The following is a 15385-nucleotide window of genomic DNA, read 5'->3' on the forward strand; positions in this document are numbered from 1 at the left end:
ATATGTTCTCAGCAGCATCCACTTCCGGGAGCACAGCCGCCGGTTTGAATCCCGAGAAGTTCATTGGCGGTTTGGAGTGCAGAACGGGTCAGGCTCTGGCGGTTGTTGATCCCTCTTTGCATGGCGTCCGCCAGCTGCTGTACTGACAAACCTTTCTCCATCGCTTGTTGAAACACCGTTCTCATACTACCATTATCTCCCTCGATAACAGCTGATTCCAATGCATTTAGCAAGTCCGGGGTTGCTGGATCATTTCTATTTTGAGGATCGATTGTCAGCCAGTTGGTGAGCTGCCGGCGGGCAGGGTAGCCGCCTTCTGATACAATTTCTCCGTTGATCAGCAAAAGAGGCAGGCATTCGGTTCCTTTTTTTTGCAAGCGCGAAATTACTTCCGGGTTCATTTTAAATGCTTCCGGTTCTTGTCCGAGGTTATACCTGCGTACATCAATCCCCTGTGATTTCAGCCATTTTACATCGCCGGCAAAATCGGCCACTGCATCATCAACATCAGGGCCGCAAACGCCCGTGCTGCAGCACATGGCGGGGTCATAAACTTCAATGAGGGTCTTGGTGTCTGTCTTTCTTTTTGTATCCATTTAATTGGGTGTGAATAAGTAAAAATATAATTATCGTAAAATTACGATTAATTGATCTGGTAACCAACCTCGATGCTAAAGTATTAAAGAAACTTTGTGCAGGAGGCTACAGAGAGAAGATGCGGAAATCACACACCCGGTATTAAAGAAACGGTATCGCCTACCTGAATATTCCCGCCCTCAAGCAGAAGCATATTTTGACCAAAATAGACATCACCCTCTACTTTTCTGTAGGATGCGAGCGTCTTCAAAGGTTCTTTTGCTTTATGCCCCGACTGCTGATCGATGGTGGTTACCACACACCGCGCACACGATTTTGTGATTTTGAACCGGGCTGAGCCGATAGAGATTTCATTCCAGTTATCTTCCTGGAACGGCGCGCCACCTGCAACTACAATATTTGGCCTGAATCGCTCCATTGGTATAGGTTTGTTTAGTCGGCTGTTGAGATCATCCAGCGATTTCTGGCTGATGAGAAGGTAGGGCATGGCATCTGCAAAACTGACCGACTCCTCGTTAACCTGGTATTTCGGTTTGAGCAGACGCCGGGTTGAGTGTGGCATGAAAACCAGGTCGCAAGTCACATCAAGCTGCTCCGAAAACCACTGACTCAGCTTTTGACTTACACGTTGTGCATCAACCCGGTCGTCCCAGATCACTACTTCCCGGGTGTTTTTTGAAGACGGTTCAAGCGGTATGGTTACTCTGTTTGATGGATCTGTCTTAGAGTAGACATCGATTCCATTGTCGGTAATCTCCGTTTGAAGCAGTGCCATTCGGGAATGTTTTCGCTGAGACATAAACCGGCCCCGATCATCAACAAGCATCCACCTGCGATCGAATTCCAGCCCTTTTTTAAGAACTCTCCCTTCCTGAAGTCGTACTCCGCCGAGTGATTTTACCGGGTAAGTGTAGATGTCTTTGAGTCTAAGATCGTTCATTTCAATGGTGCATTACATTACCCGGGTTATTCACGAAGATAAGTGTAATCCAATGTAATGCACTAAAAATATCACACAAATATAAAATGGATAGTAGTCCACTTTGGGCTATATGTATTGCGGCGAAATTTTATCGAAAGCTTCGTTGTATGGAAATAAAGCGTACTCAGAGTACGTCAAGTACTCTTCCGCCGCTTTTTTCCCTACGCCTTGCTACCGACATAATTTCTTGGTGAATAATCCGGGATTAAAGACTGCGCATGCATGGTCGATTTACTCAGATGTTTGCCCGGCTCATCATGTAAAACATTTCTGTTCCAATTTGGCGGCAGCGTTCGTCATAGGTCTCTTTTTCCCTGTCTGTTCCGTCAGCCTCTTTTGGATCGCGATAGGTAATCGATTTACGATATGTGGCGCCCGGAACAAATGGACAGTTTTCATCTGCATCAGAACAGGTCATGATAGCGGCAAAATCTTTATCCGGGTTTACCGGATCATCGAATGTTTTGGAGAAGCAGATCATCGGTTCGGCATTATCAGAAAAACGAACGCTGTATTTCGGGTTGTCACCCCCCGAATTTTCAACGTCGAAGCCGGCGCGTTCTACGGCTGCTACAGCTCGCGGATTAAAAGCTGTGGCTTCTGTTCCGCCGGAATATGTTTCCACGTTTTCAATATCGTAATGTTCAGCTGCGGTTTGAGCCCAGATCTGTGCGAGATGGCTTCGCCGACTGTTATGAGTACAGATAAAATTCAGCTTTACGGTTTCGCTCTCCTTCAACTCCTGTTTAATAAAATCTGCTACGTCACTCAGTAGTTTTTTTCGGTCTGATGGCATCTCATCGAATCTCTTTTTCAATTCTTCAATTGTGGTTTTCAGTTTCTTATACATCGTTTATGTTCAGATTAAAGATGAAATAATTATCAGTAGTGAAAATGTTGAGTTTTTAGTGTTCAGTGATAAATTTCAAACACAATCTTCCAGAGTGCGAACGCAGAGAGCTCCTGGAAGAGTTGCTGTAATGGTGATTGAACTCAACACTAAAACCTCATCACTAAAAATCAGCAGCAGGTTTTGATGAGCTCGCTCGATAGCTCTGAAAGAGTAGATTCAAGCTCTTTCACACCATCAGGGTTAAGGCAGTAGCAGGTGCGAACGCCTTCCACGTCCCCGGTAATTAGTCCGGCCGATTTGAGCGCCTTCAGATGTTGGGAAACGGTAGATTGAGCCAGTGGAAGAACCTCAGTAATATCTCCACAAAAGCAGGTGGTTCGCTGAGCCAGGAGTTTTAGAATAGCGATTCTGGCGGGATGCCCGAGGGCTTTTGCGATTTGAGCTGAGCGCTTTACCGCCGGATCGTCAAGTTTTACTGTGATTGTTTCTGTCATATGTCACGATTGGGTTTCGATCAATCGTGAATATACGATTAAAAATGGACAGAATCTTATTGGCATCTCATCCCGTGGCAATCCTCTCATCTGCTGACTTCCCGTCATCGGATGGATTGAGTAAGGACCGAATCACTGCGGTACGCCTTCCTTATGGCTGGTGTTCTTACCCGAATGAAGGAAATTCATCCGGTGACAATCCTCAACTAAGATACCTGTCACTACATCATTGGAAAAACAATTGATTATTCAGTAAATGACAGAGAAACGGGCTCGCTCATTTCGCTTTGATTTCCATCTTTTCGGAACACACGGACCTGGTATTCATAGCGGCCGGGACGAACCCTTCGGTCTGTAAAAAAGGTCTCTTCACTTCGGCCAACCTGTTGGAATCCTCTGTCACTGCTGCGGCGATAAACCACAAAGAAAACCTCATCAAGAACATCACCCGGGTAAGCCCATCGGATTACAGCCCCGCGATCGCCATACTGAGCGGAGAGATTTTCAGCAACGCTGACCGACCGTCTGTTCACAGTTTTAACCTGAACAGGATTTGAAAAGTCCGACAGTAACCCGCTTTGATCTTCTGCCTGTAATCGGTAGAAATAGGTTTCACCTGGTACCAGCCGCTTGTCGGTGTAGCGGGCAATTTCTGTTTTTTCCCTGAAAGTTTGAACCGGCTGCCAGTCACTCTCCGGACCGGATCTGCGGTACAAGGTTGCAGTTTGAAAATCAACTACTGATGGCAGCGCAATTTCAAAGTTCACTTCCGTAGTACCGGTCTCTACATTTTTGAAAACCGGGCGAGGCGGGGGCACGATGTCAGGCCGCTCAAGGGCAATGACATCACTCTCCTCCGATTCATTAAAATGCACGTCGTAAGCCCGGATTTTGTAATAGACATTCCGGGTGAGTGTATTTAGCATCACCGTATCGCGGACAACAGTTCTGTTTCCGGGAGTGATCAAGGAATCACCAAACACCTCTTTCACAACTGAAAATTCATGTTCCGGATCGTTTGCCATAAAAATCTTATAGCCATCCACGGCATACTCAGGATCCGGGCTGATAATGATCTCCACCGACCCGTCATCTCCAATTGTTGCTTGTCCAATTTCGGGTTTCACAGGAGGGTTAAAACGAATGTACGAAACCGGTAGCACAGCAGAATTACTCACATTACCGGCTGTATCCACTGCCTGAACGGCATAATAGGTATCCAGATCGCGGTTAAAATCGAGGTCGATCCACTCCCTGAGACTGGGATCAGTCAGATCGGGATGAAGACGTACAAATTCTTCACTGGTTCCATCACCCCGTAGTACTGCAAAACCGGCGAGGTCATTGTCCACAGCACCAGGCATCTCCCAGGTAACACGAACTGTATCTTCACTTACATGTTTTGGCTGAAGAAGCAGAGGTTCGCGTGGTGGTGTAAGATCACGTGGCGTACCGGATGCTTCTCCAAAGAGGACGCGCTCGCCAAATGCATTTTGGCCGTAAAACCGGTAGTGATAGGTTCGGTAGTTGTTTAACTTTTTATCAGAATATGTTCCCCGCTGCGGCCCATCATATTGTTTGCCTCTCAGGTTCAGCTCAATAACCTCATTCAGCGGTTCAAAAGGTCCGTTTGCACTGAAAGATCGCTGTACGTATAGCCCCACTGAATTCTCAGGCTGCTCCCAGATAAACGACAGTTCGCTATCTCCTTCGTTTACAAGTATAGGAATCTCGTAATCCACAGTTTGTTCAGATGCCGTAATTTCTGTGATCACGGACGTTACATTCATTCCGCCGGGGTTCGCCAGTCTCGCACGGTACTCGTAGGTCTGAGCCGCCATCACGTTGGCGTCGGTTGCAGAAAGCCCCAGTACGCGGGCCGCAAGAGAATCCTCAAACGAACTCAGCATAAACGTCATCGTACGGAAGTCTTCGGCACTTTTCCGGTTTACGAGATCTTCAATACGATTTTGGAAATCGATTTCACCGGGCAGATGATCTGTGTCTGAATCCCTTAGTTCGGTTACCACCCGCAGGCGGTCGGCACGATTTCCCTCGCCGACTGTGGTTTGAATAAGCTGTTCGGTTTGAGCCTCATCGAGCGGCTGCACGGTTTGAACGGTTTGAAAAGATCCGGTACCGGCTATGCGGCGTTCTACGATAAAACCCGATTCCGTGCCTTTGCGCATCACCTCATTATTATCTGAGAACCATCGCATTTCGATGCCGTTTCCATCCACATAGCGCGCAAAAAGATTTATTTCGGCCTGACTTGCCTGTTGAGCGTTAACATCATTCAGCCAGATTACTCCGGCGAAGATAACTATGAGTACTGATATTTTTTGATAATCCATAAAAATTCGTTTCATGATAATCGCTCTGATTTAATAGGTTGATAAACCCGGGCCGGCAGGTTGCAGGGGTCCCGGATCACCGGTATAGAAATTTTTGACTTCGGTTTGTACAATAGGTGTTCCGCTGTTATCTGTAGCCGTCACCCAGTTGCTGTTAACAAGCTCCATGAGCACAGCCTCTACCGTAAATTTATACCAGGTGTCCGCGTCCAGATCGTTGACTGGTGGTGGTGACTCCGGCGGAAGATTTCCATAATTGGGTGGATTGTTACTTGAACCCGGACCGCCAACTAATTGCGCCGGTGCCTGTTGATAGGATGGTATAGTTCCACCACCACCCATAGGATTTGGATTCCACGTTTGAGCCATTTGTTGCTGCGCGGGTGGATTATTACCACCATTCTGCGCACCTCCCATACCCGGTGCTAAACCAACAGGAGCTGCCATGATGGGACCGGCTATAACATACTGATACTCACCAAGATTATTTATGGAACTATGAAGAGATTCAGCTTGATAGTTTCCACTGTTATCACTCTTCTCAAGTGTTACCGATTTCTCCAGTTTAAACGTTCTCATTTCGATCGTACCGTTGGACTGAGTTTCAGGTACACTGAACTGTTCATCCGGAACGAGTCCATATTTTACACTAAGCGGTGATTCCAAGGGGAAATTGTAATAGGACTGCGGCACAACATAATTTACCAATGCGCCATCAAAATCGGCAGCGGCATCGCCTGGAGTTACATATACGTTTGGCTGAACCGGACCTCCCGAACAGTTGGTTCCATATTGGAACTGCTGATGAAAACTGACATCAAAAATATTCAGCACTGTTGCGCTTCCCGTTACCGCCCCTGAAGCATACACCGGTTTCGGGAATTTACCGGTGATGTATCCGCCCGCTTTTAGCGTCGCAAGATTGTGGAATTTATCAACCTCTTCGTTATTTCGGTGATATCCCTGAGCCCATGCACTTACTGCTGCATAAAATCCAAATCCGCCACCGGCCCGCCAGCCGTTGATTCCCCATTCATTATAACCACTGCAGCTTGCATACTCGAGGAATGAGAGGTGAAGCTCAGCCCCGGCGGCCGCTTCATAGCCTATTGACCAATCACGCCATACACCTGAATAAACCTGCTTGCTTCCCGAAGCCTCAAATTCAAATCCGAGTCCCATGGCAAAACCGGCACCCAGCTCAGCCATGTTGTTGTCGACCTGACCCTGCATGTGAGCGTCGTTCGGACTGTACCCAAAATGCTGTGCATAATTGCTGGCAAATCGGTTCGTGAAGCCATTTGGGTTCGGAATTGAATTCCCCAGCATCAGGTACTCATAAAGATGCACGCCAAGCACCTCAACGTCATTGGTATTTGTTGGAACTCCGGCTTTAAAACTCCACTCGTTTGCCATTCCATCTATGTTGAATGTAAGATTAAACGGCTCGTTTGGAATGGTTTTTACCGGATCTGTATTGATATTCGCGTTTGCCGCAAGTGTAAAATTCTTGGTTGGAAACACATACTCCACCAATACGTTTCCAAACACTTTGCCTTTTCCATTGCGGCGGTCTTGAATGGAAGCGCCGGTTCCAAAATCACCATTAAACCCAACGTAGGTCATACCCCCGCCGTTAGTGCTAAATTCACCCATCAGCGTTACATCGGCGTTAAAACCCTGTTCTTCAGGTGTGGTGGCAATAGTAGCTCCGGCGTTAAAGCCAAACATGTTGTTGAGCGGGGTGAAGCTCCGTTCACCGGTGGGGCTTACAGCTACTTCCATATTGTTATAAGCTCCGCCACCAAACCCGCGAAATGCCACTCCGGTCAGGAATGGAACACCGGGATCGGGAAAGTCGGCCTGAACATCCACCTGCCAGTAGCGATAGAGCTGACCGCCATTCTGGTACGAAGTGTTCCCAAACTGTGCATCTGCCTCAATGTTGAGACCTGCCCCTGTAAATTCTGCCTGAACACTACCGCCAACACGTTTACCGTAAATGGGATCGTCATTATCAAAATAGAGGAGTCCGTTGATATTTACCGCATTCAGGTTGGCGTTGACAACTACTTCATCAACGGTGAGCCCGTCATACTGTGGAGCAAATTTCTTGAAGTTGGCTGAATCGTCATCAATAACAAATCCAACACCCATGGTGGTCTGACCACCAAGATTCTGGCTCAGATTAAAAACTGTGGTAAAGCCTATTTTTCCTTTCAGAAGCTCTCCCGGTCCCGGATTCAACGGTATATATTGAATATTCTGAAATGACACCGGAAAGTTGTGCATAAATTTCTGAGGACTGGCTAGGCTCCACGATCCCATCGCGAAATTTAGTCCGGAATTACTCTGGTAATCAAAACCAAGTCCCGCAAATTCTAGACCCATGTTTATGTTTGTAATCGGGTCCAGATCTACATTCCCCCAATTTATATCACCGTTCAGGGCCATATCAAACGACTTCTCCCCGTTTCCTACAGATGCCGTGATCACTGATGACGGCTCTAGCGTGAGAATCCCTTTTAGCATATTCGAATAAATAGGTCCTGACGGATCTACGGTTAGCTCAAATGTGCTGCCATTCGGGGTGCTAAAACCGGTCACGAATAGCCCGGTGTAATTCAGCGGGCTTTGCAGTGAATCCGGATGCGTTGCCGGTATAGCCAGCTGACCTGTAATGTACGCTTCGGTAAACGTATTGGTCTCTATTTTGACATTTACGGTATCCACGCTGGCATTCAGATCAGCAACACTTGCGTTGGGGTATTGATACACATTGTTGGCAAATGCCGTGAGGGTTGCTCCCTGGTGATCAATAATCATATCCTGCACGCCAACTTCGGGAGGTCCTCCGGCATTCGTTTCTATTGATTCAGGCAGACCAATCGTAAAATTCTTGGCGTAAAATCCGCGCCAGAGTACTGTGGTATCCTGTCCCGCATAGTTTTCCGGAAACTCAATTCCGATCGGGTTCAGATCATGTGACATATCGTAGTTAAGAGAATTGGCCTCAATCGTCATTCCCGCCCCGTTTACAAATTCCGCCTTTTCAAGATCGCCGCTCAAAATATGGTTATTCCAGTAATAACCGGTTCCGCTCAGTGTTGCTTTCACTTTATCAGTGCCGTTGTCGGGAACGGGCAGCAGCCAGTCGCGAGTGAATTCACTCTCTATCTCAATGCCAAATAGATTAAAGCCGTATTCGTCCCATTCTATAAACGTGCCCACGTTATTTCCATCGGGCGAGATAAAGGTAAAGTTGATATCGTTATTGGCATTGCCCACCATCAGATCATCCACAATCTCCAGCCGACCCTGCTGAAAGCTGATACTGAGCGGGTGAAACTCAATGTCCTTGACAGAAAAACCCACAAGATCCGCATTATTCCAGTCGGCAGGTGTTTCGTAAGCAATGGATGCGTTTAACTTTGATTTATCCGACTCAAACACGATTTCCATGATCGAAAACCAGCTGTCCGGATCCAGCTCTACGCCAATCGGAGCCTCCAGGACGGTTGGTGTGATGGGAGTGCCGTTATACTCGTAAAAAGGCTGCTGGAGCATATAGTTATGCACGGCTGCTACCTCAGGATGATTATAAGCTACATAGTTTGTGGCCAGTGGTGACGCCCATGCTTTCGGATAGGCTGGCGCATTGCCATTGATAACCGATGTAACCTGACCCGACGTAAGATGATTGTTGGCGGGATTCACAGTGATACCGGTAAATTCAACAGAAATGTACGATTGAAGCCAATCGATGAATATCTCACCGGTGCCTGAAAAAGGCCCGTTTCCGTTGATGGTCAGGTTTTCTACTTCAAACTCTCCGTTTTCGCCAACAAACAATTGTTCGGGCTCTTCCTGATCCTCCTCCTCTTCCTCATTCTCCGGCGGATCCTCTCCTCCGTCTTTAGGTTCTCCATCCTCGCCGGGCGGGTCCATATTCTCAGCAAATTCAGGCTGAGCGGGCTGCGGTGCTTTTCCTCCGCCAAATTTAATTTTCACCCCGGCGTTTATAAAAAAGTTTGATTTCGGAGGTTGTTCTGTTCGCTTCACAAGCGGTGCTGTTTCAAACTGGAAAAACATCTCCCGACTGTTATTTACACTCTTAACACGGCTTAAATCTCGTTCTGTGTATGTAAATGAATTTTCGGACAGCTGATGCTGAATGCCAGTTGTAACGTGAAACCCAAACCGCTGGGATCGCCCAGGCGAAAACTGTACCTGGAATTCAGGTTTGATGGCCGTCGACCATTTCTTGAAGTCATCACCGGCACTGAACTCCGAAAGTGTCAAATTTACGTCGTGAAAGGCACCGGTTTCATCGTTAAACACTACTTCCGAATGTGGCGGTGAATTCCGGATAAAAGAGAGATCTAAGCCAGCTTTAAATTGAACCGGAAGGTTAGCCCCGAATTCAACACGAGGGCCAAGGCCTATGAAAAATGATTCCCACTCGTTACCGCTGCCATTTATAGCAGTAAAATCTTCAAAACCACTGCGGTACTGGTCCGGGTTGAAGGAGGAGTCATATGAGTAGAATCCTGTATTGAGCCCTAACCCATACCGGCCGGGAATAAAACTAAGCTCAAGTTCTGGAAGCAGGGTAGAGGGAATATTATCTTCTCCAATCATTCCGCTTCCAAGTCCAAGATCAAGGGAAAACGGTTTTTTATTTTGTTGCCCATATGCTGAATTGCCGATCATCGAGACAGACAATAAGCATACAATTAATGCAATTACACTTATAGAGGGGTGCTTTTGTGAATTAAACATTTACAGGATATTAAGGTTTACACAATGATTCTTCATGTTCAAGAGTCCATATCTGCCTTTTTTGACTATAAAGGAAGAACAGGTAAGGGAATTTTTTAGCTAATGTGTAAAGTGTATCGTCGGGTAGGTAAAAAAACTTAAGCTTTAATAAGGAAGAGAGGAATTGATTGAAACAGGGCTTTTCAATATCTCTGGGTTTTATGTAGCCCTGTAATGGGAAAGCGTAGTCCTGAGTGGATTAAAATCAAAATGTACTATTGAAATCTCACAGAAAAATAGTAAATCAAAAAGCTAAAATTTGTTCTATTTCAAGCCGGAAATCTCCTTCCTGATCATCGCTAATTAAAAAACCATACCGTTTAATGTCAGACGGATCAAGAGGCGGGGCATCGTCGGGGGTACTTCCTCGATAGGTGGGGACAAATTTGTTCAGCGGCAGATCGATTTCGGTCCATTCGTTGTCTTTTGTTTCAAACCGATGCTCGTAGGACCATGGATTCACCTGCCCGTTGGAACCGGTTTGGAGCCGGAAGCTGTAGCGGTTTCCATCACCCTTAACGCTGAGTCGAATGAAGCTAAAACCAGAGAGATTGATTGGCTCATGATTTTTTACTGACGCAAAGCCGCCGTTGTTTTCGAGAGAAATAGTGCCAATAAATACACCATTGCCATCTTTATTAATCTGAAACTGGCTGGATGAATTTCCACCCATCACACCGTCGTTGGTGATCATCCATTTTTGAGCGGCCAGGTTAGTGAAATCCGTTATAAGTCTTGTGTCCGGTATGTTCATGAGATGGATATTTCCTTTATGTTCAGTGAATCAAGCAAAATGAAGTGCCAGCCCGTTCCTGGGGTGAAAGTGTCACTAAGATTTCGTACCGTTGACCTGATTAAATTCGCATAATAAAAATAGCAGATGCCAAAGCAGCAATCCTACACGATCAGGGTCGGTAATATTCCCATTGAAGTTACAAAGAAAAACGTGAAGCATCTTCGCATAGTCGCCTATCCCTCACGTAAAAGCGTTCGTATTTCGAGTCCTTTGCACATAGAGCACGAAGAGATTGTGGAGTTTGCAGAGTCAAAAGCAGGCTGGATTAAAAAACACTTTGAAAAGAACGGCACAGAAATTAAGAAGCTGTCTGACGTCTTCACCAATGGAAGCACACATTATCTTTGGGGAGAGCCGTTCAAACTTCGGGTTGTAGGGGGTGCCAATTATTTTTCTGTAGCAAGAACGGCAGATCAGACCGTTGAACTTCGGGTAAAACAGGGAAGCAGCTTGACTGTACGGGAGCGAGTGATGCGGGAGTGGTATCGGCGAGAACTGAAAAGTCAGATCCCGGCTCTTATCAAGAAATGGGAGCCCATCATGAATGTGAAAGTGAAAGAGTGGAATGTGAAAAAAATGAAAACCCGATGGGGGACTTGCAATACACGGGCGGGCCGGATCTGGATCAGCCTGAACCTGGCGAAAAAGTCTCCGGAGTTTCTTGAATATATAATTGTACATGAAATGACACATCTGCTCGAACGAGGGCACACCCGGCGGTTCTACCGGCTCATGGACAAATTTCATGCGACTTGGCGAGATATTGATAAGCGGATGGGCGGACGGCACTGGCGAAAACAGGCATGAAAAGGCCTGAGGATAAATCAGGGTGAATTTCGTATGATGGCGGTTTCACTCTACACAATTTTTCATTCATGCATTTTTGAGTGACCAAATAAAAACACCCACAGCCTATCAAGCCATGGGTGTTAGCTATCAGTAACCACTAAATTGTTTCGTCCCACAAATTTATATGGACGTTTCGAGGGATGAAAGCTGTTTCACGAGCAGCTGCATAAGTTTATCCCTTTGTTTACTATCTTTTTTAATTCTTCCGTTCGACAGGCTCCTCGCGAGTTCAATAAGATCCTTTCGCGAATAATTTAGTAAAGACTCTGTTTCGAACAGAAATTGCAATTCTGTATTAATTTTTTCACCCCTCTTTTCCATCGCACCGTCCCGTTATTAATTGAGGCTTCTGTTTCGCATAAGTTTCGCTTCCATACTGTGTTGCGTATGCGGCGCTGCCATGAGCCGTTCTTTTGCAATTGTTTTTCCGGTAACCTTGCATACACCATATGTGCCGTTGTCGATCCGTGTTAAAGCCCGTTTCAGCTGACTAACAAACGCCTGGGTGCGTTCCAGTAATCGCATATTTACATCCAGGGAGGCTTCATTGGAACCAAGATCAGCAAAGTGGTGCTGACTTGACGAGTAATCGGCACTTCTGTTCTCACGCATCTCCCGAATACTTTGCATTAAAAATTCAATCTCTTCATTAGCATCATCTATCTTCCTCACAATGAGCGCCCGGAAAACGGAAAGTTCTTCCCGGCTGAAGGGTGATGACTTGTTTACGTCGGGGCGGTCGATGAAGGCTTCCATGACATTGGGTTTTAAGTACTATTGATTATTTAATCTGTACCTAAGTTCAGAAAATCAGCAAAGAAGCCATATCGGGGTAGAACTGATGTTCATGTAGGAATATTCCCTACGATTGCAGATGTGGGAGAACCAAAACCGAAAAGAAAAGTGCGGTGAATAAAACTGTGGTGATCACCAATAAAGGCGAGAACGCTCCTAAATTGAGTTCAATTAATGGTTTATTAAAAAGTTCAGGAAAAAGTCTTTCGCCGGTTGTGGGAAGGGGGACACTCACCAAATAGCTCATACGCTTGGAAAAATTATGGATTTCAAGTTGATACCATGTTGGTTCTGTCCAGAGGCAGGTCATTAATCGGGCTCAGACTTCTATTTTTTGTGTTTGCGGCCTTTTTTCATTTGAATCCAAATTTCTGAGCCGACCCAGCCTGTCACTCCGCCAACAGCCATTGCAAGTAACAGGGAGAGGCTTAAATTACTGTGTGCAATATTGTTGACAATCACATCAATCACAAACCGAAGGATAACAGCAAGCATATAGCCCATTATGAACGTGCCGATGATATCTCTTTTCTTCAGATTGAAATAGAGAAAAGTTCCAAACGCCCCTACAATACCGAGGAAACACCATGTTATTAAAAAAACCGGATCCAGAAAGTTGAGCTGGTGAGCAGGAATAGTAGAGATTGGTATACCGGCGGCCACCATAGCAACGATGATAGAAATAAACTTATGATTCTTTGACTTCACGTAAACTATAGATTTTTGAGGGTAAGGTCTGATTTTTTTTAATTATTCGAAGTTATGAATTAAACGAACCAATTCATTCCCGCAGACTATTATATTCTCCACATCCGGTTTGATGTTTTTGCCCGAAAATCATTCTGTTATTCTTTAGAAGTCAAAAATAAATGAGCAGATAGAGCAAGTAAATCTGTATGAGAATAAGAGGCCGGGAGTTTGGTTTGGTAAATCAATATTTTTTACTGAATATCCTACCGCAAGACACCCACAAACAAAATATCAGTAATGGAAAAAATCAGTAGCGGTGATTCGGGAAATTTTGGGCGCGTATTATTTTATTCAGTCGTAGCTGCGATTGGGGGCTTTTTGTTTGGTTTTGACAGCGGTGTAATCAATGGCACCGTTGATGCCCTGCAGCAGGCGTTCAATTCTGACGCTGCGGGCACAGGTTTTAATGTCGCCTCCATGCTGCTGGGATGTGCAGCAGGAGCATTTTTTGCCGGAACACTGGCAGATAAATTCGGGCGTAAACCGGTTATGATTGTCACAGCCATCGCGTTTATTTTCAGCGCCTGGGGGTCGGGGATTTCAACAGGGTCGGGAATGTTTGTCTTTTTTAGAATTAGCGGCGGACTTGCTGTGGGGGCTGCCAGCGTACTGGCGCCTGCTTACATCAGTGAAATAGCTCCGCCGAGGATACGCGGTGGACTCGCAACACTTCAACAGCTGATGATCGTGGTTGGCCTGTTTGCTGCATTTTTGAGCAACTATCTAATAGCTGGAGCAGCTGGCGGAGCCTCAGAAGTTTTATTAATGGGATTTGATGCATGGCAGTGGATGTTTTGGGTTGAAATCATTCCCGCGGCAGTTTTTCTTATTTCGCTCTTTTTTATCCCGGAATCACCACGATACCTGGTGGCATCCGGCCGGGTTGAGGAGGCCAAAGCTGTGCTTGGGTCCGTCTCGGAGAATGAAGATATGGATGAAAAAATTGCTGACATTCAATCCACGCTCGATGGGGTCAATAAGCCAAAGCTCACAGATATCATTAATAAATATACAGGTAACATCCATCCGATCGTTTGGGTTGGGTTGGGGCTGGCTGTCCTTCAGCAGTTTACGGGAATTAACGTGGTATTCTATTACGGCGCAACGTTATGGCAGGCAGCCGGTTTCACTGAGGAGAATGCACTGCTTCAAAATGTGATCAGCGGGTCGGTGAACGTTGCGTTTACACTTGTAGCCATCGCGCTGGTTGACAAGGTGGGCCGTAAACCTCTGCTTATGGTTGGTGCAATCGGGCAGGGTGTGATGCTTGGAATTCTGGCATTTATTTTCGGGACGGCCGGCGTATCGGAGAGCGGCGCACTGCAGCTTGATGACACCATGGGACTTTACGCGCTTTTGGCGGCAAACGGCTACATCGCCTGTTTTGCGTTTTCGTGGGGTCCGATTATGTGGGTAATGCTTGGCGAAATGTTCCCCAACAGATTTCGCGGATCAGCGCTTGCGTTTTGCGGCCTGGCCCAGTGGCTTGCAAACTTTGGTATCACCATGACATTCCCAATCTTCCTTGCCACTATCGGGCTGGGATTTTCGTACGGAATCTATGCGTTTTTCGGTTTTGTGGCATTTATCTTCGTGAAAAAATTCGTGGTTGAAACAGCCGGTCGAAGCCTTGAAGACATATCGCGGGAAGCGGAGGGAAAGACTGAGTAAGTATAAGACTTCGTAAAACCGTGCTTTTGTCAAATTTGAGTTTATCTCAACTTCCGTAAAATCTTAAAAATCAGCCTTAATTACCTTTAAATAACGCTCTGTAGTGCTACATCCATTTTTTTACTGGATAAGCTTCCCGTTCAGCCTTCCATCCAAACCCGCATCTGAAGGCATTTACGTACATAAGGATACTAAAAAGCAATTATACCAACTACCACAGATAACCAAAGCACCAGAGGCGCAACATATCCGTAGCCCAAAGTCACTGCGCAGCGGCGGCTTTAGGTTAAGAGCATGCCTAAAATTTGGGAGCGCCGTAGGTGCGGTATATCCGCGCCCTTGCAAAAGGACCATACCCTCTCCTGACTTCCGCATTGGGACACCCTGCTAAAAGTTGAATAAATCAGCCAACATTCGTTGCTC

General features: G+C 46.2%; 11 protein-coding genes. 2 read left to right on the plus strand and 9 right to left on the minus strand.

Annotated features, from left to right (window positions below; genetic code table 11):
- Window positions 1-8 precede the first annotated feature (8 nt).
- The 7 genes from arsD to AABW11_RS15050 form a co-directional block, all read right to left on the minus strand.
- The gene (gene arsD / locus AABW11_RS15020) at window positions 9-596 is read right to left on the minus strand and encodes an arsenite efflux transporter metallochaperone ArsD (RefSeq protein WP_340105946.1); all 588 of its coding nucleotides are present in this window, start codon (window positions 594-596) and stop codon (window positions 9-11) included.
- Window positions 597-724: 128 nt separating this feature from the next.
- Window positions 725-1537 carry an MOSC domain-containing protein gene (locus tag AABW11_RS15025; protein ID WP_340105947.1) on the minus strand — a complete coding sequence of 271 codons (813 nt, stop codon included), beginning with the start codon at window positions 1535-1537 and terminating at the stop codon, window positions 725-727.
- 277 nt (window positions 1538-1814) lie between these two features.
- The gene (locus AABW11_RS15030) at window positions 1815-2429 is read right to left on the minus strand and encodes an arsenate reductase/protein-tyrosine-phosphatase family protein (protein ID WP_340105948.1); all 615 of its coding nucleotides are present in this window, start codon (window positions 2427-2429) and stop codon (window positions 1815-1817) included.
- 170 nt (window positions 2430-2599) lie between these two features.
- Window positions 2600-2926: an ArsR/SmtB family transcription factor gene (locus AABW11_RS15035; RefSeq protein ID WP_340105949.1), complete on the minus strand. Its 327-nt coding sequence runs from the start codon at window positions 2924-2926 to the stop codon at window positions 2600-2602.
- A gap of 245 nt (window positions 2927-3171) precedes the next feature.
- On the minus strand, window positions 3172-5295 hold the full coding sequence (locus AABW11_RS15040; protein ID WP_340105950.1) for a hypothetical protein: 2124 nt from the start codon (window positions 5293-5295) through the stop codon (window positions 3172-3174).
- Between the two features lie 15 nt (window positions 5296-5310).
- On the minus strand, window positions 5311-10062 hold the full coding sequence (locus tag AABW11_RS15045; RefSeq protein ID WP_340105951.1) for a hypothetical protein: 4752 nt from the start codon (window positions 10060-10062) through the stop codon (window positions 5311-5313).
- A 283-nt stretch (window positions 10063-10345) separates the two neighbouring features.
- Window positions 10346-10855: a CIA30 family protein gene (locus AABW11_RS15050; RefSeq protein ID WP_340105952.1), complete on the minus strand. Its 510-nt coding sequence runs from the start codon at window positions 10853-10855 to the stop codon at window positions 10346-10348.
- Between the two features lie 126 nt (window positions 10856-10981).
- Here AABW11_RS15050 and AABW11_RS15055 point away from each other — a divergent pair, with 126 nt between their 5' ends.
- Complete coding sequence (locus AABW11_RS15055) at window positions 10982-11704, plus strand: M48 family metallopeptidase (protein ID WP_340105953.1); 723 nt, start codon at window positions 10982-10984, stop codon at window positions 11702-11704.
- Between the two features lie 378 nt (window positions 11705-12082).
- Here AABW11_RS15055 and AABW11_RS15060 read toward each other — a convergent pair whose 3' ends face one another.
- Both AABW11_RS15060 and AABW11_RS15065 read right to left on the minus strand, forming a co-directional pair.
- Window positions 12083-12502 carry a TraR/DksA family transcriptional regulator gene (locus tag AABW11_RS15060; RefSeq protein ID WP_340105954.1) on the minus strand — a complete coding sequence of 140 codons (420 nt, stop codon included), beginning with the start codon at window positions 12500-12502 and terminating at the stop codon, window positions 12083-12085.
- A 366-nt stretch (window positions 12503-12868) separates the two neighbouring features.
- Entirely contained in the window at window positions 12869-13249 is a 381-nt protein-coding gene (locus AABW11_RS15065; RefSeq protein WP_340105955.1) for a hypothetical protein, read from the minus strand.
- Between the two features lie 279 nt (window positions 13250-13528).
- Here AABW11_RS15065 and AABW11_RS15070 point away from each other — a divergent pair, with 279 nt between their 5' ends.
- Window positions 13529-14962 (plus strand): sugar porter family MFS transporter, encoded by a 1434-nt coding sequence (locus tag AABW11_RS15070; protein ID WP_340105956.1) that lies wholly within the window; start codon window positions 13529-13531, stop codon window positions 14960-14962.
- Window positions 14963-15385 lie beyond the last annotated feature (423 nt).

The organism is Rhodohalobacter sp. 8-1, assembly GCF_038150125.1.
In the GTDB taxonomy this organism is placed as follows: domain Bacteria; phylum Bacteroidota; class Rhodothermia; order Balneolales; family Balneolaceae; genus SW132.

Coding starts and splice junctions, on each gene's coding strand:
- AABW11_RS15050 (WP_340105952.1), bottom strand. CDS start 10,855: ATGAACATACCGGACACAAGACTTATAACGGATTTCACTAACCTGGCC.
- AABW11_RS15070 (WP_340105956.1), top strand. CDS start 13,529: ATGGAAAAAATCAGTAGCGGTGATTCGGGAAATTTTGGGCGCGTATTA.
- AABW11_RS15030 (WP_340105948.1), bottom strand. CDS start 2,429: ATGTATAAGAAACTGAAAACCACAATTGAAGAATTGAAAAAGAGATTC.
- arsD (WP_340105946.1), bottom strand. CDS start 596: ATGGATACAAAAAGAAAGACAGACACCAAGACCCTCATTGAAGTTTAT.
- AABW11_RS15060 (WP_340105954.1), bottom strand. CDS start 12,502: ATGGAAGCCTTCATCGACCGCCCCGACGTAAACAAGTCATCACCCTTC.
- AABW11_RS15025 (WP_340105947.1), bottom strand. CDS start 1,537: ATGAACGATCTTAGACTCAAAGACATCTACACTTACCCGGTAAAATCA.
- AABW11_RS15045 (WP_340105951.1), bottom strand. CDS start 10,062: ATGTTTAATTCACAAAAGCACCCCTCTATAAGTGTAATTGCATTAATT.
- AABW11_RS15040 (WP_340105950.1), bottom strand. CDS start 5,295: ATGAAACGAATTTTTATGGATTATCAAAAAATATCAGTACTCATAGTT.
- AABW11_RS15055 (WP_340105953.1), top strand. CDS start 10,982: ATGCCAAAGCAGCAATCCTACACGATCAGGGTCGGTAATATTCCCATT.
- AABW11_RS15035 (WP_340105949.1), bottom strand. CDS start 2,926: ATGACAGAAACAATCACAGTAAAACTTGACGATCCGGCGGTAAAGCGC.